The sequence below is a fragment of the Lysinibacillus sp. KCTC 33748 genome (assembly GCF_002237755.1).
Classification (GTDB): Bacteria; Bacillota; Bacilli; order Bacillales_A; family Planococcaceae; genus Lysinibacillus.
Map to the genome: position 1 here is coordinate 107,706 of NZ_MWSJ01000011.1, position 24,586 is coordinate 132,291.

26 protein-coding genes and 2 other annotated features are annotated in these 24,586 nt (G+C 38.6%); of the genes, 23 read left to right on the forward strand and 3 right to left on the reverse strand.

What is annotated here, in order from left to right; translation table 11 throughout:
• Nucleotides 1-181: 181 nt before the first annotated feature.
• From rsgA to metG, 4 genes are all read left to right on the forward strand, one after another.
• A complete protein-coding gene (gene rsgA / locus B1B04_RS14770) occupies nt 182-1,210 on the forward strand; it encodes a ribosome small subunit-dependent GTPase A (protein WP_170938990.1) in 1,029 nt (342 codons plus the stop codon).
• A 51-nt stretch (nt 1,211-1,261) separates the two neighbouring features.
• Nucleotides 1,262-1,687 carry a FosM family fosfomycin resistance protein gene (gene fosM, locus B1B04_RS14775; protein ID WP_079562197.1) on the forward strand — a complete coding sequence of 142 codons (426 nt, stop codon included), beginning with the start codon at nt 1,262-1,264 and terminating at the stop codon, nt 1,685-1,687.
• Between the two features lie 55 nt (nt 1,688-1,742).
• Nucleotides 1,743-2,390: an HAD-IA family hydrolase gene (locus B1B04_RS14780; RefSeq protein WP_079562198.1), complete on the forward strand. Its 648-nt coding sequence runs from the start codon at nt 1,743-1,745 to the stop codon at nt 2,388-2,390.
• Nucleotides 2,391-2,555: 165 nt separating this feature from the next.
• Nucleotides 2,556-2,822 (forward strand) — a binding site (T-box leader).
• 184 nt (nt 2,823-3,006) lie between these two features.
• Nucleotides 3,007-4,641, forward strand: coding sequence for a methionine--tRNA ligase (metG, locus tag B1B04_RS14785; RefSeq protein WP_079562199.1), 1,635 nt, complete (start codon nt 3,007-3,009; stop codon nt 4,639-4,641).
• 98 nt (nt 4,642-4,739) lie between these two features.
• Here the strand turns inward: metG and B1B04_RS14790 are convergent, their stop codons facing one another.
• A complete protein-coding gene (locus B1B04_RS14790; RefSeq protein ID WP_079562200.1) occupies nt 4,740-6,311 on the reverse strand; it encodes a 2-isopropylmalate synthase in 1,572 nt (523 codons plus the stop codon).
• A 123-nt stretch (nt 6,312-6,434) separates the two neighbouring features.
• Nucleotides 6,435-6,672 (reverse strand) — a binding site (T-box leader).
• A gap of 646 nt (nt 6,673-7,318) precedes the next feature.
• On the opposite strand from B1B04_RS14790, the gene B1B04_RS14795 reads away from it, so the two are divergent.
• On the forward strand, nt 7,319-8,086 hold the full coding sequence (locus B1B04_RS14795; RefSeq protein ID WP_079562201.1) for an HAD-IIB family hydrolase: 768 nt from the start codon (nt 7,319-7,321) through the stop codon (nt 8,084-8,086).
• Between the two features lie 600 nt (nt 8,087-8,686).
• Here B1B04_RS14795 and B1B04_RS14800 read toward each other — a convergent pair.
• Entirely contained in the window at nt 8,687-10,381 is a 1,695-nt protein-coding gene (locus tag B1B04_RS14800) for a methyl-accepting chemotaxis protein (RefSeq protein WP_079562202.1), read from the reverse strand.
• 311 nt (nt 10,382-10,692) lie between these two features.
• Here B1B04_RS14800 and B1B04_RS14805 point away from each other — a divergent pair, with 311 nt between their 5' ends.
• From B1B04_RS14805 to B1B04_RS14825, 5 genes are all read left to right on the forward strand, one after another.
• Entirely contained in the window at nt 10,693-11,187 is a 495-nt protein-coding gene (locus tag B1B04_RS14805; protein WP_079562203.1) for a DUF1648 domain-containing protein, read from the forward strand.
• A 130-nt stretch (nt 11,188-11,317) separates the two neighbouring features.
• Nucleotides 11,318-11,974 (forward strand): YdeI/OmpD-associated family protein, encoded by a 657-nt coding sequence (locus B1B04_RS14810; protein ID WP_079562204.1) that lies wholly within the window; start codon nt 11,318-11,320, stop codon nt 11,972-11,974.
• Nucleotides 11,975-12,437: 463 nt separating this feature from the next.
• Complete coding sequence (locus tag B1B04_RS14815; RefSeq protein ID WP_079562205.1) at nt 12,438-12,875, forward strand: DUF1801 domain-containing protein; 438 nt, start codon at nt 12,438-12,440, stop codon at nt 12,873-12,875.
• A complete protein-coding gene (locus B1B04_RS14820) occupies nt 12,872-13,249 on the forward strand; it encodes a VOC family protein (RefSeq protein ID WP_079562206.1) in 378 nt (125 codons plus the stop codon). Before B1B04_RS14815 ends, B1B04_RS14820 begins: the two co-directional genes overlap by 4 nt.
• Nucleotides 13,250-13,333: 84 nt before the next feature.
• Nucleotides 13,334-14,314 carry a GNAT family N-acetyltransferase gene (locus B1B04_RS14825; protein ID WP_079562207.1) on the forward strand — a complete coding sequence of 327 codons (981 nt, stop codon included), beginning with the start codon at nt 13,334-13,336 and terminating at the stop codon, nt 14,312-14,314.
• A gap of 51 nt (nt 14,315-14,365) precedes the next feature.
• Here the strand turns inward: B1B04_RS14825 and B1B04_RS14830 are convergent, their stop codons facing one another.
• A complete protein-coding gene (locus B1B04_RS14830; protein WP_079562208.1) occupies nt 14,366-14,803 on the reverse strand; it encodes an Rrf2 family transcriptional regulator in 438 nt (145 codons plus the stop codon).
• Between the two features lie 190 nt (nt 14,804-14,993).
• Between B1B04_RS14830 and hmpA the strand changes: the two genes are divergently transcribed.
• The 13 genes from hmpA (at nt 14,994) to B1B04_RS14895 (ending at nt 24,485) form a co-directional block, all read left to right on the forward strand.
• Nucleotides 14,994-16,160: an NO-inducible flavohemoprotein gene (gene hmpA, locus B1B04_RS14835; protein ID WP_079562209.1), complete on the forward strand. Its 1,167-nt coding sequence runs from the start codon at nt 14,994-14,996 to the stop codon at nt 16,158-16,160.
• Between the two features lie 181 nt (nt 16,161-16,341).
• Nucleotides 16,342-17,403, forward strand: a complete 1,062-nt coding sequence (locus tag B1B04_RS14840) for a YeeE/YedE family protein (RefSeq protein WP_079562210.1) — start codon at nt 16,342-16,344, stop codon at nt 17,401-17,403.
• A gap of 17 nt (nt 17,404-17,420) precedes the next feature.
• Entirely contained in the window at nt 17,421-17,645 is a 225-nt protein-coding gene (locus B1B04_RS14845; RefSeq protein ID WP_079562211.1) for a sulfurtransferase TusA family protein, read from the forward strand.
• A 254-nt stretch (nt 17,646-17,899) separates the two neighbouring features.
• Nucleotides 17,900-18,160: a metal-sensitive transcriptional regulator gene (locus B1B04_RS14850; RefSeq protein ID WP_079562212.1), complete on the forward strand. Its 261-nt coding sequence runs from the start codon at nt 17,900-17,902 to the stop codon at nt 18,158-18,160.
• 43 nt (nt 18,161-18,203) lie between these two features.
• Nucleotides 18,204-18,545, forward strand: coding sequence for a rhodanese-like domain-containing protein (locus B1B04_RS14855; RefSeq protein ID WP_079562213.1), 342 nt, complete (start codon nt 18,204-18,206; stop codon nt 18,543-18,545).
• A 12-nt stretch (nt 18,546-18,557) separates the two neighbouring features.
• Nucleotides 18,558-18,854: a rhodanese-like domain-containing protein gene (locus tag B1B04_RS14860; RefSeq protein ID WP_079562214.1), complete on the forward strand. Its 297-nt coding sequence runs from the start codon at nt 18,558-18,560 to the stop codon at nt 18,852-18,854.
• Nucleotides 18,855-19,102: 248 nt separating this feature from the next.
• Complete coding sequence (locus B1B04_RS14865; protein WP_079562215.1) at nt 19,103-19,657, forward strand: sulfurtransferase TusA family protein; 555 nt, start codon at nt 19,103-19,105, stop codon at nt 19,655-19,657.
• Nucleotides 19,658-19,669: 12 nt separating this feature from the next.
• Nucleotides 19,670-20,065 (forward strand): DsrE/DsrF/DrsH-like family protein, encoded by a 396-nt coding sequence (locus B1B04_RS14870; RefSeq protein ID WP_079562216.1) that lies wholly within the window; start codon nt 19,670-19,672, stop codon nt 20,063-20,065.
• Between the two features lie 87 nt (nt 20,066-20,152).
• Nucleotides 20,153-21,280, forward strand: coding sequence for an MBL fold metallo-hydrolase (locus B1B04_RS14875; protein ID WP_079562217.1), 1,128 nt, complete (start codon nt 20,153-20,155; stop codon nt 21,278-21,280).
• Nucleotides 21,281-21,438: 158 nt separating this feature from the next.
• The gene (locus B1B04_RS14880) at nt 21,439-21,666 is read left to right on the forward strand and encodes a sulfurtransferase TusA family protein (protein ID WP_079562231.1); all 228 of its coding nucleotides are present in this window, start codon (nt 21,439-21,441) and stop codon (nt 21,664-21,666) included.
• A gap of 105 nt (nt 21,667-21,771) precedes the next feature.
• Complete coding sequence (locus B1B04_RS14885; protein ID WP_079562218.1) at nt 21,772-22,548, forward strand: sulfite exporter TauE/SafE family protein; 777 nt, start codon at nt 21,772-21,774, stop codon at nt 22,546-22,548.
• Between the two features lie 13 nt (nt 22,549-22,561).
• On the forward strand, nt 22,562-23,266 hold the full coding sequence (locus B1B04_RS14890; RefSeq protein WP_079562219.1) for a DsbA family oxidoreductase: 705 nt from the start codon (nt 22,562-22,564) through the stop codon (nt 23,264-23,266).
• 274 nt (nt 23,267-23,540) lie between these two features.
• The gene (locus B1B04_RS14895; RefSeq protein ID WP_079562220.1) at nt 23,541-24,485 is read left to right on the forward strand and encodes a c-type cytochrome; all 945 of its coding nucleotides are present in this window, start codon (nt 23,541-23,543) and stop codon (nt 24,483-24,485) included.
• Nucleotides 24,486-24,586: the final 101 nt, after the last annotated feature.

The following is a 24,586-nucleotide window of genomic DNA, read 5'->3' on the forward strand; positions in this document are numbered from 1 at the left end:
CATGATTGTGGTGTTTGTATATTCTCTTAAATGTGCCTGTGAACCTTGTAACTGCCGAATTGCGCAGAGACATGGTTTTTTTTGTGTTTATTTTCAAGTGATGATAAACGATATGCATATTTAGGAGGAAAACAAATTGAATTTAACAACTTTAGGATTTTTAACATATTTTGAAGAGCAAATGACTGGATTTAAACAGGAGGCTAAGCTAGCGAACTGTGTGCCGGCTAGGGTTACATTGGAGCATAAGCATTCCTATCGTGTACTGGCTGAAGAAGGGGAGTGGCTGGCAACGATTGCTGGACATTACGCGTATACATCATTAGCACGTGAGGATTTTCCCGCAGTTGGGGATTGGGTGCTAGTTGAGAAAATGCCTGGTGAGGAAAAGGCGATTATTCATAAATTGTTTACACGAAAGTCAGTCTTTTCACGGAAGGCCGCGGGGGCGGAAGTACAAGAGCAAATTGTAGCATCGAATGTTGATATCGTACTTCTAGTGATGAGCTTAAATGCAGACTTTAATATTCGTCGTTTAGAACGTTATTTAGTAGCTGCGTGGGATTCAGGTGCGAAGCCGGTCGTTGTATTGACGAAGGCAGATCTGTGTGAAGATGTTTCTAGTAAGATACGTGAGGTTGAGTCTGTAACGTTCGGTGTGGATATTTTTGTAACTAGTGCTCTGTCAGGGGAGGGCTTAGAGGATATTCGTGCGCTATTTACGGAAGGCGTAACAGGAGCATTACTTGGTTCTTCTGGCGCAGGGAAATCCACATTGACGAATGCCCTTAGTGGTGAGGACTATATGAAGGTTTCGGATATTCGTGAAGATGATGCGAAGGGGCGCCATACAACTACACATCGTGAATTAGTTTTATTGCCAGGTGGTGGCTGTTTAATCGATACACCTGGAATGCGAGAATTACAATTATGGGATCAGAGTGACAGCTTATCCTCTAGTTTTAAGGACATTGAGGAACTTTCTGCAGCCTGTCATTACAGAGATTGCAAACATCAGAAGGAGCCGCATTGTGCTGTACAGCAAGCTATTACAGATGGTGTGCTTGAACAATCCCGTCTTCAAAGCTACTTTAAATTGCAAAGAGAGCTTGCTTTTATCGAACGAAAAGCAAATGCACAGGCAAAACTTAATGAGCAACGCAAATCAAAGCAAATTGCGAAGGGGAAGAAAGGTGAAAAATCAAATTAAACGAAACTTGATATGGGGTGAACGGTTATCTCATAGTTGGGGGACACACATATGACAATCCAAAACATAAATCATTTATTATTTTCAGTTTCCAATCTAGAGGCATCCATTGCATTCTATGAAAAGGTTTTTGACGCAAAATTATTAGTGAAGGGGAAAAGTACAGCCTATTTTGATGTAAATGGGCTGTGGCTTGCCCTGAATGTAGAAAAGGATATCCCTCGTAATGAAATACATCAATCCTATACACATATAGCTTTTTCTATCCATGAGGATGATTTTGATAAAATGTATGAAAAGTTAATCCAACTTAATGTCAATATCCTAGAAGGTAGACAAAGAGATGTAAGAGATAAAAAATCGATTTATTTCACAGATCCAGACGGTCATAAGTTCGAATTTCATACAGGGACTTTACAGGATCGATTGAATTATTATAAAAAGGAAAAAATGCATATGGAGTTCTTTGATGTCTAAAGGTTGCAACACTCCTTCTGATGATTACGTTGATAATAGTAGAAGGGGTGATTTTATGAAAAAAGCTATTATTTTTGATATGGATGGTACTTTATTTCAAACAAATCTAATATTAGAGCCAGCACTAGCGGCGACGTTCGATGTGCTACGTGCAAAGGGCTTGTGGCAGGGAGAAACACCAATAGAGAAATACCGCGAAATTATGGGTGTTTCATTACCTGTTGTGTGGGAAACGTTATGTCCTAGACACACGCTAGGGACACGGGAAGAAAGCAATGCATTATTCCACGTTAAGCTTATTGAACAAATACGGAATCGTCAGGGTGCATTGTACCCACATGCAGAGCAAACACTTGCCACTTTGGCGGATAACTATGATTTATTCATTGCTAGTAATGGACAAACTGAGTATTTACAGGCGATAGTAGAAACTTATCAATTACAACGTTTTATTAAAGGTACATATAGTATTCAATCCATTTCGAGTGGTCATAAATCGGATTTAGTGAAAAAGGTAATTGAGGAAAATGCCATTGAACACGGAGTAGTTGTTGGTGATCGTTCTTCTGATATTCAAGCAGCTCATGACAATCAGTTATTCTCTGTTGGTGTTCGTTTCGACTTTGCACAGGAAACCGAATTACAGAAAGCGGACATTGTTATTGATGATTTAAAAGAGTTACTTGATTTAAAGTTAGGATAAAACTTTATCGACTACATTTTCTGATTTATCACCCAACTTTTTCGGTTTATCGAGAAGATTGAATGATTTATCGCCCAACTTTTTCAGTTTATCGAGAAATAAGAACGATTTATCGACATACATTGCAATTCATAATCAAAAAGAGTAAGATAGTGGAAATCTATAATAAAAGCATTGATAAGGAAAAGTAAATTGGATAAGCATTATATAGAGAGCCTCTGTTGGTGGAAATGAGGTAAATGTCCCCTTTTGAAAATGACCTTTGAGCTTCGTACCGAAAGCAAGTTTGCGAGTAGATTACGACGAGATGTGCACTCGTTACAACAGCGGCAGTATCTCTCATTGAAATTTGAAATGAGACGCACTGATGGAGGCAAATAGTGAGAGCTATTTGTAAATATAGGTGGTAACACGGGTAAACTCGTCCTAATCAATTTTGATTAGGGCGTTTTTTTTATCTTCATTCAGGACTTGCCTGAATGAAGATAAAGCCTCCGGCGGATGTCGCGGGTTTTGAAAGGAAGAATTGTGCTAGCACAATCAAAATCCAGACGCGATTACACCGAGGCGTAATTAATCTACACTTTTTACATTTTTTCGAGGGGAGCAACTTAGGATGACAATTGTTATTGGAGGCGCGTGGCCATATGCAAATGGTTCTTTGCATTTAGGGCATGTTGCCGCATTATTACCGGGTGATATTTTGGCTAGATATTATCGACAAAAGGGCGAGAAGGTACTATATGTTTCAGGGAGTGACTGTAATGGCACCCCGATTTCTATTCGGGCTGCACAGGAAAATACGACCACGGAAGCAATTGCTAATCATTATCACGAAGAGTTTTCAAAATGCTTCGATGAATTAGGATTTACCTATGATTTGTATACGCGGACAGATGCGCAGCACCATCATGAATCTGTTCAAACAATTTTTTTGCAGCTATTAGCGAACAATTTTTTATACAAAAAGAAAATTGAACAGGCTTATTGTGAAACGGACATGCAGTTTTTGCCTGACCGATTTGTCGAGGGGATTTGTCCAAACTGCGGTGCGAAGGCACGTGGTGACCAATGTGATAATTGCTCAACCATTTTAGACCCGCTCGATTTAATCGATAAACGCTGCAAGATTTGTGGGGATGCGCCAATTATCAAGGAAACAGAGCATTTTTATTTTGCCTTTAGTCAGTTTCAGGGGAGGCTAGAGACGTATTTAGCGGAGGCAAAGGCAGAAAAACGCTGGCGAGACAATGCCTTAGGTTTAACAGAGCGTTACTTGGCAGAAGGGGTCCCGGACCGTGCTGTAACAAGGGATTTACCAAATGGGATAGATGTGCCAGTAGCAGGTTTTGAAGGCAAAAAAATATATGTGTGGATTGAAGCAGTAGCAGGCTACTTAACAGCGAGTTTGGAATGGGCAAAGCAGCACCAAATAGCGATTGAAGATTTGTGGAATGAAGAAACAATTTCATATTATGTGCATGGTAAAGATAATATCCCGTTCCATACAGTTATATGGCCAGCCATTCTAATGGGGATGGGAGCAAAGGCATTACCTACACATATTGTATCAAACGAATATTTAACATTAGAAAAACGAAAATTATCAACGAGTCAAAACTGGGCGGTATGGGTGCCTTATATTTTAAGTCGATACGATGCAGATTCCATTCGATATTTTTTAACAATGAATGCGCCAGAAAATCGCGATACGGATTTCTCTTACCGAGAATTCATTTATAGTCATAATGGCGAATTACTTGGCGCTTACGGTAATTTTGTTAATCGCACATTGAAGTTTTTAGAGAAATCGTTTGATCGTCAAGTGCCTCATGCAGAGGTAGATGACACTATTCGAACACACACAATTCAGCTGTTTAATGATGTTGGGAATCATATAGAATCGGGTCATTTTAAGCAAGCGTTAGAGGCTGTTTTTGAATATATTCGTGCGGCTAATCGCTATTTTGATGAGCAGCAGCCATGGCTACAGGTGAAAGAGAATGTGGAAGCTGGAAATCAAACATTAGCGACATGTGTTTATATCATTGCCAACCTTGGACAACTATTACATCCATTTTTACCGTTTTCAGCTGAGAAGGTGAGAAAAATGTTAGGGATCAAAGAAGTGAAGTGGCATGAACAAGTAGACTTACCAACAGGCATTAGCGAAGTGATACCGCTGTTTGAACGTCTTGATGTTGCACTAATTGAAGAGGAATATCAAAAGTTAGTTGAGGGCAGTCGATAAGAAAAGTAAAAGCAGTATGACTCCAAATGGTGTCATACTGCTTTTAACTTCTTTCCGATTCCGGACGCAATTATGCCGAGGTATAATTGATCTATTATTTAATTCATAACAGGCGTTAATTTAGCAACAACGATACTATTAATCGCATTAATATAAGCTAGCGCACTCGCTTTTAAAATATCTGTATCTGCAGCTTTGGCGATATACTTTTCTCCTTCATGTTCGATTGTAATTTTTACTTTTCCAAGCGCTTCTTTACCGCGCGAAACGCTATTAATATTATATTCCACAAGTTTTACATCAATGTTCGTAATTTCTGCGATGGCAGAATAAAGGGCATCGATTGGACCTGAGCCAACTGCGCTTGCTTTAAATACCTCGCCGCCTTTACGGACTTTCACGCTTGCTGAAGGGAAGCTTACGTTGCTGACGACTTGTAAATCATCGAAGTCAAAGAACTGATCACTATAGTGAGTGGCATTAGCATTGTTTGCGTCATGCTTTTCATAATAGCTTTCTACAATAACATATAAATCGTGATCGTAAACTTCTTTCTTTGCATCAGCCAGCTTTAAGAAGCCTTCGAAGATTCCTTCGAATTCATCCGCTGTAAGATTTGAAAAGCCAAGTTTTTCAAGAGCATTTTTCACCGCGTGACGGCCAGAGCGCGCTGTCAGGACTAGCTCCATATCGTCAAGACCTACATCTTCTGGGTGGACAATCTCATAGGCATCACGAGATTTAAGAAGACCGTCTTGATGAATACCAGATGAATGGGCAAAGGCATTATCTCCAGTAATCGCTTTGTTTACTTGTACGTCTAAGCCCATAAAGCTTGAAACAAGACGAGACGTATTCATAATTTCTCTTGTGTTGATACGCGTCTTAGCATTGTATACAGAGCTACGTGTCTTCAATGCCATGACGACTTCTTCTAATGCAGCATTTCCTGCGCGTTCACCGATACCGTTAATTGTACATTCAACTTTATCTGCGCCGTTTTTAATCGCAGCAAGCGTGTTAGCAGTTGCCATACCAAGATCATTATGACAATGAACACTTAACAGAACACTATCGTCTAAATTTTTCATACGCTCATTTAGTTTATAAATCATCGCTCCAAATTCTTCTGGTTCTGCAAAACCGACTGTGTCAGGTACATTTATCATCGTTGCACCAGCCTTCATTACGGCTTCGATCGTCTTCCATAGATACTCGAAATCTGAACGAGAAGCGTCTTCTGTTGAATACTGGACCTGTGGTAGAAGAGTTTTCGCATATTTTACTGCATCTACGCCAATCTGTAGAATTTGATCCTTGGATTTACTAAATTTTTTCTCAACATGAATATCAGAAGTACCGAGTACCATATGAATCATAGGGTTTTCTGCGTATTTTACAGCATTATAAACAGCGTCAATATCTGCCTGTACAGCACGTGCTAAAGCAGTAATCATAATGTCGCTTGTATTCCCAACTTTTTGTGCAACAGCTTTAACGGCATCAAAATCTCCTTGTGATGAAGCAGGGAACCCAGCTTCGATAATATCGACGCCTAATTTTTTGAGTTGCTGAGCAATCTCTACTTTTTCATATAAATTCAGTTTTGCACCTGGCACTTGCTCGCCATCACGTAAAGTCGTATCAAACACCCAAATTTTTCTTCCCATTTTCAAACACTCCTTTTGTAGTAGTAATATTGATATTGTCTCTGCTTAGAACCGTTAGCTCTGCTAGAGACGAAAACCACACCTAGGCCAATAAAAATAAAAAAACTCGCCTCTATATAAAAATATAGAGACGAGTTTATGCTCGCGGTACCACTCTAATTGACTTTCACTTTACAGAAAAAGCCCCCTTATCGACAGCTATCACTGTCTATCCCGTTAACGGAGGAAACCGACGTCCCTTACTTAGAGTTCAGGGAGTGGCTCATGGACGAGTTCGAAATGTGTGTCTATCGGTTTGCACCAACCACCGACTCTCTACAAGTACACTTGCATTTCTACTATTTCCAATCTTGGCCTACAATAATGTGTTGTTGAAAGCAATCATACTGCGATATTTCTGATTTGTCAATAATATTCTAAAAATTATTTCTTTTCTGTCTTGTTGTGGTGGGCAACTCCTTGGGGATCAGCGATATAGAGGAACGAAGGCTAAAAGGATCACATCCTGTCGCTGCCGCTACGTTAGCACTACGCTTTCGCACAGAAAACATTTGTTGCCCCAAGCGGCTCATCGGACGCCCCCAGGAAGCTCTGCTCTGCGCGAAAGCGAAGCGGCAGCAACAAATGTTTTAACTGTGCGAAAGCGAAGCGGCAGCAACAAATGTTTTAACTGTGCGAAAGCGAAGCGGCAGCAACAAATGTTTTAACTGTGCGAAAGCGAAGCGACAGCAACAAATATTTTAACTGTGCGAAAGCGAAGCGGCAGCAACAAATATTTTAACTGCGCGAAAGCGAAGCGGCAGCAACAAATGTTTTAACTGTGCGAAAGCGAAGCGACAGCAACAAATGTTTTAACTGTGCGAAAGCGAAGCGACAGCAACAAAGCGCCCAGCCGTAACGGAAATCAACCCCGCGTTATTATAATAATCATTATTATTTCTACAATAAATGTAAATATTTATGAGATAATAAATGGGTAATTAATAGTTTAGAAAGAGGGCGTGACAATGAAATTTGTATTTGATTTAGACGGTACGATATGCTTTAAGGGTCAACCATTAAGTGAGGGAGTTACTAATGCTTTAGAAGCTTGCATCGAAAACGGACATGAAATCATTTTTGCATCCGCTCGTCCGATTCGTGATTTACTACCAGTATTACCTGAGACAATGCGAAAATTTTCAATGGTAGGGGGAAATGGTGCATTTGTTGCACAGAACGGAGAAACTATTGAGGTAACAGCATTTGAAGCAAAAATTATAGAAGAGATTCAAAACATTATTTCAGCATTTGGATTGCCGTATTTAATAGACGGTGATTGGGATTATGCATATACAGGTAGTGAGACACACCCAATTTATCAAAATTTAGATCCATTAAAACTTGCGAAAAACGTTTCGTTGCAAGAGTTGAAGGATATAGTGAAAGTTGTATTATTCCCTGGAGAGCAACGTAATGAAATAGTAGGCAAACTAAAAAAACTACCAATCTCGTTATATGAACATACATCTGAAAATATTGTAGATATGAGCCCGAGTGGCATAAATAAATGGAATGGTTTAACGAAGTTAGGTATCGCTGAAGGTGAATTTATCGCATTTGGTAATGATACGAATGATGCGTCCATGTTTGCAAAGGCAAAAGAAAGCGTTTGTGTAGGGGAACATAAAGTACGTGAGCTTGCGTCCTTACAAGTACCGAGTGAGGAGACGGCAATAATTAAGATGTTAAGTGTGTTAAATGAAAAGTACAAGGAAGAGGCTTTAATTGATTAGATTCCCGTGCTGGGAATCTGTCATAAATTGAAGAATCCTGTACATATAAATGAATGACATCGATAGATACCATTTAGGGATAATCAAAGTCCAATTTTCATATAGGACGATGATAAAAAGGAGAAGATTATATGGCAGAGTCTAACACAATTTTGTTCCTTTGGCAGCTCTCTTTTTTCATTTCTGGTGTCACATTAATAGTAGGTATTTAAAAAAAGTCTTGGGTTTATATGCTGATAAGTACAATTACATTTTTGCCTTTAGCGTTTTATTTTTTATTAGGAGCAAAAAATTCTTTTAAATATATTGGACTAACACCATTTGTTCTTTTCATATTAGCTATATTATTTTGGTTTTTAAAAAGAAGATCCTAGGCAGCTGGGAGAAAAAATAAAGATCCTCCCAAATTGTATACAAATACAGTTTTGGAGGATCTTTTTATTAAAAAGTTAATTAGTCAATGAAAAAGATATCTAAACATGTTTGAAAATCAACAAGTCTTGATTTTGATAATCTTGAAATTAATATTATTAATTCGTTAATAAATCTGGGTTAAGGGTTGCTGTGTTAATCATTGCTGAGTGTCTACTCTTATCATTTTTATTCAACCTTAAAGCGTGAAACCTGTGTTTGTAATTCCTCGGCCATGTTTGATAGTGTAGCAGCGGAAGCGGCCACTTCTTCAATAGTTGCTAGCTGTTCCTCGGAAGCAGAAGCTACATTTTGTAGATTGGAAGAAGACATCTGTGCGATTGTTGCAATTTCATCAAAGGATGCGTAAATTTGCTCAGCGCTTGATGACATTTCCTCTGAAACTGTCGTTGCTTCTTGAATTTGTTTGGATACATGCTCAGTCAGTTCAACGATTTTTGAGAAGCCTTCCTCCGCTATTTTGACAACTTGCATACCTACTTGAACCTCTTGTGTACCAGTATCCATAACAGCTACGGCGTGGTGTGTATTCTGTTGGATTTCTGAAATCAAAGTTGAAATTTGTTCAGCAGATCGCTTGGATTGCTCCGCTAATTTTTTTACTTCATTCGCAACTACTGCAAAGCCTCGACCATGATCTCCTGCACGTGCTGCCTCAATTGCAGCATTCAATGCTAGTAAATTTGTTTGCTCTGCAATATCTGTAATGAGGCTAATAATATTTCCGATTTCAACAGAATGGTTTTCTAAATCTTTCACAACGCCAGCAGATTCTAAAACCGCTGAATTGATGGTGTCCATCTGTGTAATAACACGGTGAAGTGATTCATTTCCTTTATTCGCTTCCGTATTTGTCTCTATAGCAAGCTCTGAAACAGCAGCTGTAGTCACAGCCAATTGTTGAATGCCTTTTGTCATAGTTTTCATAGCTACCGAACTTTCAGTAGCATTTTTACCTTGAGCTTCGGAGCCGCTTGCTACTTCTTGTATAGAGGAAGTGATCTGTTCTGTCGCTTGAATAGTTTGTTCAGCACTTGCTGTTAGCTCAGCTGCAGAACCACTTACTTGTACAGTGTTATGACGTACATTTGTAATAAGATCCTTTAAGTTTGCCGCCATTTGATTAAAGGCAAGTGCTAAATCGCCTACTTCATCACGATTCTTAATTTGAATTTGCTCAGCTGTTAAATCGCCCCCAGCAATCTTTTTCGCGGTCTTTGCCATTCCCTTGATAGGGCGGGAAATAAGGCTTCCCATGATCATAGCAATTATCAGACTAATGACAACGGCAAACACGCCGAGAATAATCATTTGGAATTTAATAGATTGTATTTCTTTTGATGTAGCAGCGATTTTTTCTTTTATATATTCATCTTGATAGTTTGCAAGGTTAGCTACACGTTCGTCGAATTGTTTAATAATTAGGCGGCCCTGTGTGCTATCAAGCTTTACATATTGTTCTGTTTCTCCATCGGCCTTTAATGAAAACATGCGATCTGCGAACTGTTGGACATCTTGCTCGCTTTTATTGATTGCCTCTAATAATTCGATTGATTTTTGAGAATCGAACGATGCCATTAATTCATCATATTTCTTTTTAAATTCTTCACGGGACGCCGTATTACTTTGAAAATTTTGCTTGTCTCCAAGTAATAGATAGCCTCTCATATTTACAATTTCCTGTTTAGCAATTGCGCGGAGCTCTTGTATACTAATAGATTTTGTTGTTTGTTCTTCAAGTAACACGCGATATGTCTTGTTTACGGAATTAAGCTGTTTAAAATTTAATCCGATGGTGCCAATCAATACTAAAATTACAATAAAAAAACCGAGTGTTAACTTTTTATAGATAGTAAATCGCATAGTTGTCGTTTCCTTTCTCAGTAATTTAGTAGAAATGTTACAAAAAAATGAAATATGTATATACCATTTATATCAGATTATATTAATTTTACAAAGTATTATGAGAATTTCTACTATATTGAATAAGAAGAGTAAGGACGTAAGTTGTAGATAAAATGATAAAAAAGGTAGAATAAAGTGCCGTTTTACTGTTAGTGGAAGCGGATAGTTATGTATATATCGCAAACAATTAAGACAATTTGCGCAAATTTGAAACTAAATGGACTGTAGTAACGTAGAAATGGTAAAGGGATAAGCAAGGATGTGGGAAGATGTATAGACCTGTTTTGAAATTGCCGAAAACATCATATGAAAAAATTTTAGACTATATCGGTGGTGGATTATTTGTACTGTCCATCCTTTATATTTTGGCTATGTGGGGCAACCTACCTGAGGAGATTCCAGGACATTTTAACGGAGCAGGGGAAGTTGATCGCTGGGGTTCCAAAATAGAATTATTTATCCTTCCGTTTATTGGACTACTTCTATGGATTTTTCTAGGGTTCCTCGAAAGGGTTCCGCATACGCATAATTACCCAGCACGCTTAAATGAAAGTAATGTTGAGGCTTTTTATTTGAATAGCCGAAAAATATTAAATGAAGTGAAAAACCTTTGTCTCATTTTATTTGCAGCTATATCCTTCCAAATGGTACGCATTGCACTTGGTGAGGTAGAGAATCTTGGCTGGTGGTTCCTGCCGATAGTGCTAATTGGAACAGCCATTCCGATAATTAAAGGTATAGTAGCGACTACCAAAATAAAATAGCTTATTTCGATGTAAACGAAACGCTCGAGAAAATTTGAGCGTTTTTTTTTGTACGAATTTTTCATTAAATCAGCTATACTATCAAAACTAAGAGAAAATTGAATTGATCTTTAAAAGAGGTGTCAAAACTATGCAAAAGAAATTTAAACTTAAAGATGGATTGTCCGTTGCTATTCATAATCAGCCGCAGGATATGTTGCTAGAGGGAATACCCCAATCGGGGAATACACCTCATGATCGAATCATTACCTTTGTATTTACTATTGATGAAATGGTAACGTACTTACAAAATGAAATAAAGTTAAACACTCTCGTGGAGCAAGGCTATTTATTTTTTGTGTATCCGAAAAAGGGGAATAAGAAGTATGAACAGTTTATTCATCGCGATGAAATCTTCCCGGCTATTCAAGTAGACGATGAAAAATACATTGTTGGCAGTGATTATAAATTTGCGAGTCTTATGTCTTTAGATGAGACATTTTCAATATTAAGCATAAAAAGAGAGGGCAAAAGCCGTGGCAAGAAGAAGACAGCGAGTAGTCAATGCGTAAGCGACTATGAGGGTATGATTCCTCAATTGCGTGATTCACTTGCGGAAAATACGGATGATTTAACATTTTATGATGGATTAACACCGGGCTATCAAAAAGATTGGGCCCGATATATTTATAGTGCGAAAAAGGAAGAGACGCAGGTAGCGCGCTTGGAGGAGATGCGTGAAATTATTAGACTAGGCTACAAAACAAAGGAATTATACCGAAAAGCAAAAGCAGAAGGTAAAGCATAAATAACAAAGAGGCTTTATTGATTATTTTAAATGATGCTATATTCGTGCTAATTGGCAATCCTATGATTAGCCTAGCTCGTAGCTTAGTGATTAAAACGGAAATCAATGTCTTCTAATTGGCTATTGGCTCATTATTAAAAATTAGGGATGATATTTATTACACATATGAAATCAATTCAGCGTTATGGTAATTTGCCATACAAATCATTTCTAATAAATTGATCCATCATCGGAAGTTTGAGATGACATTTTGTAAAACGTATTTCATACATATAAGTAGATTGGAGTGGAGGCTGGGCGACTCCTCGGGGATTAGCGGTACAGATGAGACCCTGGAGTGAGTGAAGCGGCTCATCGAACGCCCCCAGGAAAGCGCCCAGCCGGAACGGAAATCAATTCTACGTTATGGAATGAGTCTTCTATAAAGATATACACCAATACTATGTTGAAAAGGGGACAGAGTATGAAAAACATTTATATTGAGCAAGTAGATGAAAAGTGGCAGGAAGGTTTTGCTAAACTCGTAGATGTCGTAGAAAGCAATTTACCAGAGGGTTTTGAAGAAAATATGAATTATGACATGATAAGCTATGTTGTCCCGTTATCTACTTATCCGAAGGGCTACCATTGTACACCGAATACTCCTTTACCCTTTATAAGTCTTGCTGCACAAAAACGTCATATTGCGGTTTATCATATGGGCATTTATGCAGATCAAGCGTTACTCTCGTGGTTCCAAGAGGAATATGCGAAACGAGTTCCGACAAAGCTTAATATGGGGAAAAGCTGTATTCGTTTTACAAACACTAAAAATATTCCGTATGAATTAATAGGAGAGCTTGTTTCGAAAATGACACCAGCACAATGGATTACAAAATATGAAGGGGAGTTAAATAAATGAAAAGTGCCACTACGTTTTTAATGTTTCAAGGACAAGCCAATGAAGCTATCCAGCAATATCAACAATGGTTTTCAGAGTTACAAGTAGAAAGCTTAACTTATATGGAAGACTCACAACAGGTTGCAATGGCTGTCCTTCATTTAAAAGGTTTGAAAATAATGGTGAATGATAGTGTGATACAACATAACTTTACATTTACACCGTCAACCTCTATCTTTGTGGAATGTGAGTCTATAGATGAAATCGACAGTCTGGTTGCTCAAATTTTAGAGGGTGGACAGGCGTTAATGCCGCTAGATAATTATGGGTTCTCAAAGAAATTTACTTGGATTCAGGATCGTTTCGGTGTATCTTGGCAACTAACATATAATTAAATTTAGGAATAAGCTTTAAGCCATTAGAGGATGATACAAAAATCCAATGCGTAAGGCGAGATCATATTAAAAGGAGAATAGAATATGGCCGTAACTTTAGTGAGACACGCTATAAAATATGCTGAAGCAATGCATGCACTGTCTTCCATGCCACAGGTTCGAGATGCACTAGGGTTACCTGCTGGAAAAGTGGAAGATACGATTAATTTTATTAAACGTGAGTGTGTGGACGAAGAGGCAGGAAAGACAGTTCCTCGTGTTATCTTAGATGAGGAAGGGCAACTGATTGGTGTAACGGCGTTAATGTTTATTGATCACAATAAAAAGAGCTGTCATATTGGCTCATGGCTAGGCTATGAATTTTGGGGTAAAGGCTATAATCTTCAATCTAAAATTGCCATTTTAGATATTGCATTTTTTGAGTTAGGGTTAAAGTATGTTTTTGCAGGAGCTCGAAAGGTCAATATTCGCTCACAAAAGGCACAGGAAAAATTGCCTTTTATTCGACTCGGAGTTGAAAATGATTTTCCGAAGGAGCATTCATGGTTAGAGGTCAAGGAAAAGCAGCCTTGTGTTTTAAATGTTTTTGAGCGCGAAGATTTTGTCCAATATCGTACATCTTTAAAGAAAGTGGAAGGTGCGAGAGAAGACTATTTACCACAATTGTTATTGGCCGATGAAAGTGAAGAAGCTGTTCGGAAATATTTAAATGACGGTGAATTATTTGAGATTAAATGTGGCGAGCAGTTAGCGGGTGTGGCGTTACTTCTAGAACAATCTGATAAGACAGTAGAATTAAAAAATATTGCGATCGTACCGAAGTATCAAGGTAAAGGGCTTGGAAAAGAAGCGCTTCGTCAAATAACTACAATTTGTCAAACACAAGGGTATCAAACGATAATAGTTGGAACTGCGAATTCTAGTATTGATAATATTGCATTCTATCAAAAAGCAGGCTTTCGTATGGAAGCAATTGAAAAAGATTTTTTCAGTAATTATCCAGAGCCAATCTATGAAAATGGAATTCGTGCACTAGATATGATTTTCTTTTCAAGGGCATTGTAAAACAATATAGACATAAGAAATACCCGTCCAACTTGAGTTGTGCGGGTATTTTTATTCGCCAAGCAACAGTGCCATCAACTTTTCTTTTGAATGTAAAAAATCATCAAGCGTATAGCGATCTAAGACTGATAAATAAGCTTGTAATGCTTCATATAATACGCCTTTCAGCTGACATTCTGGTGCAATTTTGCATAGATTATTTTCTTTGTCAAAGCATTCGACAAGATGAAAATCCTCTTCTGTATGACGCACGATTTCTCCAATTGTAATGGTTTTTGGATCAATCGCTAGGCGAATTCCTCCACCTCGTCCTCGAATCGTTTCAATATAGCCCAATAATCCAAGTTGATGTGTCACCTTCATTAAATGGTTTTTCGATATATTGTAAGCGTCAGAAATTTCTTGGATAGTTGATAATTGGCCTTCATCCTTTGCACCCAAATAAATGAGTGTTCGAAGAGAATAATCGGTGTATAAAGTTAAGCGCATAAGAACACCCTACTTTCTATAGTTCAAAATAATTATAGCATTTTTACATTGAAGTATAATAAATTCAATACTTTTTTAAAGATGTATTTAAAATACATTAATTATGTCCATTTTGTTAAAGATGTATTTTACATATTGCTTTAAGGAATTGATAGCGTTATATTGTAATCACGAAAGGATGGTATGCGATATGTTAAAACAAGAAACAGTACAAATTATTAAAGCGACAGTTCCTGTATTAGAAGTTCATGGAGTGGAGATTACTAAAACGTTTTACAAAAATATGTTTCAAGCTCATCCGGAATTATTAAATATTTTCAACCATACAAACCAAGAAAAAGGTCGCCAGCAAACAGCATTAGCAAACACAGTTTATGCTGCTGCGGTTCATATTGAAAATTTAGAAGCTATTTTACCAGCGGTGATGTTAATTGCTCATAAACACCGTAGTTTAGGTATTTTACCTGAGCACTATCCAATTGTTGGAGAAAACTTATTAAAAGCTATTAAAGAAGTGCTTGGTGATGCAGCAACAGATGATATTATTAATGCTTGGGCTGAAGCATATGGCGTCATTGCAGATATCTTCATTCAAGTAGAAGAAGAGCTATATCAAAAAGCTGAGCGTAATGGCGGTTGGCGCTTATTTAAACAACTGAAAGTGGCGAAAAAAGTAGTAGAAAGTGATCTTGTTACATCTATCTACTTTGAAAATGAAGACGGTTCGTCTCTACCAGCTTATGAGCCGGGTCAATATATCAGTATCCGTGTGAAAGTACCAGGCGAACAGTATTTAATGAACCGTCAGTATACGCTTTCGCAAGCAAGTGCAGAAGACGGCTACCGTATTTCAGTGAAACGTGAAAGTGATCATACGCCAAATGGTAAAGTATCTAACTTTATTCATGACGTATTAGAAGTGGGAGATTTAGTGGATGTAAGTGTTCCAGCAGGGCTATTTGTCTTAGAAGAAACTTCTACTCCTATTACGTTTATAAGCGGTGGTATCGGTGTAACACCATTGAATAGTATGCTGCAATCACTAACAGATGATGCGACAAACGAAGTGAGCTTTATCCAGTGTGCGCGCAATGAAAAAGTTGTAGCATTTAGCGATGACATCAAAAAGAAAGTAAATGTGCTACCAAATGCAACATACACAGCGTTTTATTCGGATGAAAATAAGAAAGTCTCAAAAGAATTGTTAGCCGAAAAAGTAGCCGATAATGCAGATGTTTACGTATGTGGACCGGTTGGCTTTATGGAAGCAATCATTGAAAATTTACATGAGATTGGCGTGAAAGACGAAAAAATTCATTATGAATTCTTTGGTCCAGCAATGCAGTTAGCCAAATAAATAACGATCTGCCCCCTTGTTATAAGAAGCAGTTTTCTGCACTTGTAGCAAGGGGTTTTTGTTGCGCAAATATGAAAAAAGTCATTGTATTTAAAATAGTAAAAAAAGTAATTGAATTCATAGTAAAACAAGTGGTATTATACCCTATAAGAATACTAAGGTATTGGAAGGGGAATGACGGATGGTTCAAATGGTTATTACGGGACTTATTTGCGGAGCTTTACTTGGATTTGTTATGCAACGTGGTCGTTTTTGCTTAACTGGCGGATTCCGCGATATGTATTTAACAAAAGATAACCGTATGTTTTACGCATTACTTATTGCAATAGCAATCCAAAGTGTGGGTGTATATACCTTAATTAGTTTAAAGGTATTTGAATTCAGTGCTGGTTCGCTACCGATCGTAGCTGTTATTGTTGGTTCGTTTATTTTTGGAATTGGCATTATTTTCGCAGGTGGTTGTGCAACAGGTACTTGGTATCGGGCAGGAGAAGGTTTACTTGGCAGCTGGATTGCATTAGCTGGTTATATGCTTGTAGCAGCAATGATGAAATCAGGCGTATTGTTGCCGATGGATACGGCTATTAAAGAAACGAAAATTGAAAGTAATTCTATTGCCGAGACAATTGGCGTAAATAACTGGTTGATTATTACGATTTTTGTAGTAGTCGTTACATTTATCATTTACCGTGAGCTAAAGAAGCCACGAGTGAAAATCCCAGGGTTAAAGTCGAAAAAAACGGGATTAGCACATATTTTATTTGAAAAACGTTGGCATCCATTTATAACTGCAACACTTATTGGTGTGATTGCAACTTTAGCGTGGCCGTTAAGTGTTGCTACTGGACGCATAGGTGGGTTAGGCGTTACAACACCTTCTGCTAATATTTTGCAGTTTTTGGTGACAGGACAAATTAGCTTCATCAACTGGGGTGTTTTCCTAGTGCTAGGTATTTTCTTAGGATCATTATTCGCAGCAAAAATGAGTGGCGAATTTAGATTTCGTATTCCAGATACAAAAACGGCGATTAACAGCTTATGTGGTGGACTTATGATGGGGTTCGGTGCAGGTTTAGCAGGAGGATGCTCAATTGGTAATGGATTGGTGATGACAGCGATGATGACTTGGCAAGGATGGATCTCATTAGGGTTTATGATTTTAGGTACATGGACTGCATCTTACTTTGTATTCGTTCGACCAAGTAAAAAAGCTAAGCAAGCTACAGAAATAATACCCGCATAAAAAAGGAGTGCTTTCATATGAAAAAAATATTAGAAGTTATGGGAATGGTTTGTCCATTTCCTTTAGTAGAGGCAAAAGAAGCGATCAAAGGCTTAAATTCAGGCGATGAATTAGAAGTGCAATTTGATTGTACGCAAGGTACAGAATCCATTCCTCGTTGGGCAGCTGAAGAAGGGCACGAGGTAACGGAGTATGAGCAAGTTGGCGATGCGGCTTGGACAATTACGATTAAAAAGAAATAATTTAAAGTTTAAAAAAGCGAGAAATTCGATGATAGCATCGTCGAATTTCTCGCTTTTTTTTATGAAAAATTAAAGGGAGGTGTAGATAACTACTTGAGATTAACGGGGTAAAACGTTGATACAGAAGGGGTATAACATGGAAATGACGTTTAAGAAAAAATTAGAGCTTTCATGTTGACAATATACCTAATGGGGTATATCATGAGTCTCGTAAGCAAGTTCAATCAATCGTTTTGAAAGGAGGCGTGAACAGTATGGCTTACGATGCAAAAGCAGCTAATCGAGTAAAGCGAATAGAAGGTCAATTGCGTGGTGTTTTACGCATGATGGAAGAAGAAAAAAACTGTAAAGATGTGATTACACAGCTATCTGCCGTGCGTTCTGCGGTTGATCGAACTATTGGAGTAATCGTTAGTGAAAATTTATTGGAGTGTGTAACGACTGCTGAAGGGGATGCGGGGAAGATGAATAACGCCATCCAAGAAGCAATGGATTTAGTCGTTAAAAGTAGATAGATTTTATATACCCTTAATAGTATTAAGTTGGAGGCGATATTACTTGGAAACATGGATTATACTTGCTGTTGTTATAGCATTTTTTGTTTGGCGAATGAAGCCAACGAAAGGGGTGCAGTCAATTTCAGCGGCGCAATTGAAAAATATTCTAAATGATAAGGATAAAGTTTTTGTTGATGTGCGGACACCAGCCGAATATAAGGGGCGAAATATTCCGCAGTTCAAAAATGTTCCGCTCGGTTCTAGCTTTGAAAAGTTACCGAAGGACAAAGAGATCGTTGTCATTTGCCAAAGTGGCATGCGCAGTAGTCGGGCATGTAAACAGCTGAAGAAACAAGGGTTTGAGCGTGTGACAAATGTCCGTGGAGGCATGAGCGCGTATTAGGAGGAGAATAGTATGAAGGAAATTTCAGTAATGGAAGTACAACAAGCTGTAGAGCAAGGGCAGGCAATAAATTTAATCGACGTACGTGAAGTAGATGAAGTGGAGTCAGGACACATTCCTGGCATTATTCATATCCCGCTTGGCTTACTTGAATTTCGTATGCATGAGCTAAATAAAAATGAACCATATGTTATGGTCTGTCGATCAGGTGGTCGTAGTGGTAGTGCTACTCAGTTTTTAGAAAGTCAAGGCTTCGATGTATGTAATATGGTTGGTGGCATGCTTGCTTGGAATGGTGAAGTAAAATAAGAGGATGCACCCGCTATATTTTTTTAACTTCTTTCAGCGACCCGCTGAAATATAGGAACTCAGTCTAAGAACGCTACGTCCTGTGGCAACGACTGAGTTACCAACGTCGTGTTGGCCTAAAGCCTCCGGCGGATGTCACGGAATCGGAAAGGAGTTCTTTGTGCATGCACAAAGCCGATTCTGGACGCAATTATGCCGAGGTATATTTGATCTAAAATAATACCTATACAGGTATGAGGGAGGATGTTATGAGTATTAAGGCAGATTTTCAGCTGGATGCCAAGGAGCTTTCTTGTCCTATGCCAATTGTTAAAACGAAAAAGGCGATGGCTGATTTAGTAGATGGTCAAATTTTAGAAGTATCAGCAACAGATAAGGGTTCGAAGGCGGATATTGCTGCGTGGGCTGAATCTGTGGGTCATCAATATATTGGGACAGTGGAAGAAGAAAGTGTGCTTAAACATTATATTCGTAAATGCTCAGACGACACGATAGATGAGCAAACTTTTGAATATACAATTGAGTTAAAAGAGGCAATGGCAAGAGAAGGACTTATTCTCGATGTTCGCGAGGAGGCAGAGTTTGCTTTTGGTCATATCGAGGGAGCAAAGTCAATTCCGATGGGTGAGCTAGAGGGACGCCTTTCTGAACTTGATAAAGAGCAAGAAATTTATGTCGTTTGTCGAACTGGGAAGCGCAGTGATTTAGCTGCTAAAAAGATGGCGGCACATGGTTTTACAAAAGTATTTAACGTTCTACCAGGGATGACTTCCTGGATGGGACATTTAACAAAACATATTTAGGAGGAATTTATTATGTCAAATAAAGTAGCGATAATTGCAAGTAACGGTGGTCTTTTCGATGCATATAAGGTGTTCAATATTGCAACGGCAGCGGCAGCTACAGAGAAAGAAGTAGCGATCTTCTTTACATTCGAAGGATTAAATTTAATCCATAAGCAAGGAATGCATGCATTACCTATGCCTGCGGGAGCGGAGCATTTTGCAGAAGGGTTTGCTAAAGCTAATGTACCCGCAATTCCGCAATTAGTGGAAATGGCGCAGGAATTAGGTGTTAAGTTGATCGCGTGTCAAATGACTATGGATGTAATGGGTTTAACGACAGATGACTTTATTGAAGGCATTGAAGTTGGGGGAGCTGTGACGTTCTTAGAGTTTGCAAAAGATGCAGCACCGTCATTAACGTTCTAATTAATATAAATGACTCACTATATAGGCGGAGAGGACAATCCTTTCCGCTAAAAAAACAACAAAATAATACCTCGGGGGGTAATCGAAGTGTCAGTTTTAAAATGGAGTGCAGCAGAAGTAGCGAAAAAAGTAATTAATAATGAAGAATTATTTATTTTAGATGTTCGAAATGCGGATGCATTCGAAGATTGGAAAATTGATGGCCGTAAATTTGAATACCTTAATATTCCGTATTTTGAGCTACTAGATGGCGTGGAGGATATTTTACCGGAGATTCCAGCTAATAAAGATGTGTTAGTCGTTTGTGCGAAAGAAGGGTCATCACTGATGATAGCTGAGATGTTATCAGAAGCGGGTCGTACGGTTGCTTATTTAGCTGGTGGAATGAAAACGTGGAGTGAATATTTAGAGCCGATTAAAGTTGGAGATTTAACGGGTGGTGGTGAGCTTTATCAATTTGTACGTTTAGGGAAGGGCTGCCTTTCTTATATGGTCATCTCTGAAGGTGAAGTGGCGATTATTGACGCTGTTCGTTTTACTGAAGCATTCACAAGCTTTGCGGAAGAGAAAAACGTAAACATTAAATATGTGTTCGATACACATTTGCATGCTGATCATATTTCTGGTGGGCGTCATATAGCTGCAACTACTGGTGCTACGTATTATTTACCACCGAAAGATGCAGAAGAAGTTGTATTTGATTATACACCGTTACTTGACGGCACAGCTGTCCAAGTAGGCGCCTCTCGAATTGACGTAGGAGCGATTTATTCACCTGGTCATACAATTGGTTCAACATCATTTATTGTGGATAACAAGTATTTATTAACTGGTGATATTTTATTCATTGATTCAATTGGACGCCCTGATTTAGCGGGTCTTGCAGAAGATTGGGTTGGTGATTTGCGTGAAACACTTTACAAGCGATACAGAGAATTATCGGATGATCTGATTGTTTTACCAGCTCATTTTATGATGATTGATGAACTAAATGAAGACGGAACTGTAGCGAAGCATCTTGGACAATTATTTGCCGAAAATCACGGCTTAAATATTAAAGATGAAGCGGAATTCCGAAGTGTCGTAACGGAGCATCTGCCTCCGCAGCCAAATGCATATCAAGAAATTCGTCAAGTAAATATGGGTAAGATTACGCCGACGCAGGATGAGCAGACAGAGATGGAAATCGGTCCAAATCGTTGCGCAGTTCGATAGTCTGTTTATAAAAGATGGTTAAATGTAATGAGTACGCATGCATGGTTATAGCATGTAAATACCGCGAAGCGAAGGCGCTCATCCTTCGTAAAGTCGTGAAAAAACAAAAGGAACAGGCAAAATCGCTTACAAGCTTTGCTGATTCAAAGGAGAAAAATATGAAATCAACTTTACAACTAGATGCAAAGGGCTTATCTTGCCCGATGCCTATAGTGAAAACAAAGAAAGCTATGGATACATTGACTTCGGGTGAAATTTTAGAGGTTCAAGTAACAGATAAGGGGGCTCTTGCGGATATCCCTGCTTGGGCCAAAGCTGGCGGTCATACAATTTTAGACAAATCTGAAGACGCTGGTGTCATTACATTCTCTATTCAAAAAGCTTAAAACGGGTGAGGGTTGTCTCTTCTATTAGAAGTTTAGAACAGCCCTCCTTTCAATTGATATGACAATGCCATTGAGGCGCCAGTGACCAGAAAGAAGGAAAAAAAGATGGATTTAGCATGGATTATTACAATATTTTTGATTGGCTTTGTAGGTTCGTATGTATCGGGAATGCTAGGAATTGGCGGATCGATTATAAAATATCCAATGTTATTATATATCCCGCCTTTACTTGGTTTTGCGGCATTTTCAGCACATGAGGTATCGGGGATTAGTGCGGTACAAGTGTTTTTTGCCTCTATTGCTGGGGTATGGGCATATCGTAAAGGTGGTTATTTAAATAAATCGCTGATTATTTATATGGGGGGTGCCATATTAGCAGGAAGTTTCGTTGGTAGTTATGGCTCCCAGTTTTTATCTGAAGCAGGGGTTAACGTCGTTTATGGTGTATTGGCGTTGATTGCTGCAGTGATGATGTTTATTCCTAAGAAACAAATTGACGATAAGCCGTTGGATGAGGTAACGTTCAATAAACCGATAGCGGCCATATTAGCATTCGTTGTTGGTATTGGATCGGGAATTGTTGGGGCAGCTGGTGGCTTCTTGTTAGTACCTATAATGCTAGTAGTGCTAGGTATACCGACGCGTATGACAATCGCTACAAGCCTTGCTATTACTTTTATATCCTCAATAGGTGGTACAATTGGGAAATTAATGACGGGACAAGTTGATTATTATCCTGCTTTCATTATGATTGTAGCTAGTTTAATAGCGGCTCCACTAGGTGCGAAAGCAGGAAAAAAATTAAACACAAAAGTTTTACAAACTATTTTAGCGGTGCTCATTTTAGCAACTGCCATTAAAATTTGGATAGATATATTGTAGGAGGCTGTAGTAAATGAAAATTGAGATTTTCTCGGATTTCACATGTCCGTTCTGCTACATTGGCAAAAGAGAATTGGAACGCGCCATTGACTCGGCAGGTTATGTGGGGCAGGTAGAAATTGAATACAAAGCATATCAAATTGGACCAGATACACCCAAGATAGATGCACCAACTGTATATGGGGGTATGGCTGAAAAATTTGACTCCTCGATAGAAGAAGTGAAGGAACTTACTAAGGGTATAGCAAAGCGGGCCAAAGAGGTTGGATTGCATTACAATTTTGATGATATGAAAACAGCGCATACTGAAAAAGCTCATCGATTAGCAAAATGGACACGACAGTTTGGTAAAGAGTCGGTCTACACGGAAGAGCTTATGAATGGTTATTTTACGGAGGGAAAAGACTTAAACGATGATATGTTCTTGTTAAAAGTCATAGAAAATATAAACTTAGATGTTGAAATAGCAAAGGGTATTCTGGCATCAACTGACTTCAGTGAAGCTTTAGACAGAGATCGATATGATGCTCAACAGCTAGGTGTAGAAAGTGTTCCGTTCTTTGTTTTTGAAAATCGTTACGGTATTAAAGGGGCAGAACCAAATGAAGTTTTCGTACGAACATTGCATCAGGCGGCGGAGATAGCAGGTATTCGGCCGGTGTTAAAGATGGTAGGTGATGGTGAAGCTATTTGCGTTGGTGGTGAATGTAAATTATAGTAGAATGCTAAAATGTCGGGTACAATGCTGTGCTCGGCATTTTTATATTCATTCGAAAATGTTGAACTGTACGAAAGTAAAGCGTCGGCTACAAATTTAGGAAATAGTACATACTGCAAGAGGTATTAAGTCTTGTTTAATGTGTTATAGAACAACGAATTTCATAATTTTATCCTCAAAATGATTCTATTTGCGTGTGGTGTGAGAAAAGTCACATCGAAAAAGATGCTGTTTTGCTAAAATATAGGTGATTATACAAAGGGGGGTATTATAGATGAAACCTATAGTAGCAGGAGTAGCGGGAACAGTGCTGTTAGCAAGTACACTTTTTGTAGGAGCAGCCATTAGCGACAAAATTTTAGGGGATGCAGAAAGCAAAGAAGCCGCTGTACAAACAAAAGTACAAACAACAGCAGCTGCTCAGTCAGTTGTCTATGCGCCACCAAGTATTGAAGAAGTGCCGGATGGACCTATGAAGGAAGCAATATTATATGGTTATGAGCTTGTCAATAATACACATGTTGCTGCAGAAGAATATGTTGGGAATCAATTGTCTTGCACAAGCTGTCATGCGGGGGCAGGTTACGATGAGCGAGTTTCGTCACTAGTAGGTGTTATGGCGGATTATCCCCAATATATCGCGCGCTCTGGTGATATTGTAACGATTGAGGAGCGTATTAATGGTTGCATGGTTCGTAGTATGAACGGTAAGAAATTTGACATGAATAGCAAAGAGTTGGAAGCGATGGTCTCGTACTTCTCTTATATTTCAGAAGGTGTACCTATCGGGGCGGAGCGTGAGTGGGTAGGTACAAGTAATATGAAGGACATTCCTATACCGGATGTTAAGAACGGTGAGGAAGTGTATGCTCAGTCTTGTATCGCGTGCCACGCGGCAGATGGCTCAGGTAATGGTGCTAATACAGGTCCTGCATTATGGGGTGAAAAATCATTCAATGACGGAGCGGGTATGGCAAGGATGTCGAAAATGGCTGGCTATATTCAACATAATATGCCAGTTGGTGCAGCTGGTACTTTGACAGATCAAGATTCCGCTGATTTAGCAGCCTTTATTTTATCGCAGGATCGACCTGAATGGGGAAATCATAATAAAGATTGGCCAAAGGGCGGACGTCCAAATGATATTATGAATAAAGAAAAACGGGATCAAGTTAAAAATGGGACAATAAATTGGGAGAAAGTACTTTCTACTAATTAAAAAGAAAGGTTCTATAATATTTTTTGGGGTATTCGCACAATTCCACGCATAAAAAAAGCACAGATTCACCGATTTATATATACTTGAATTGTCGAGAAACA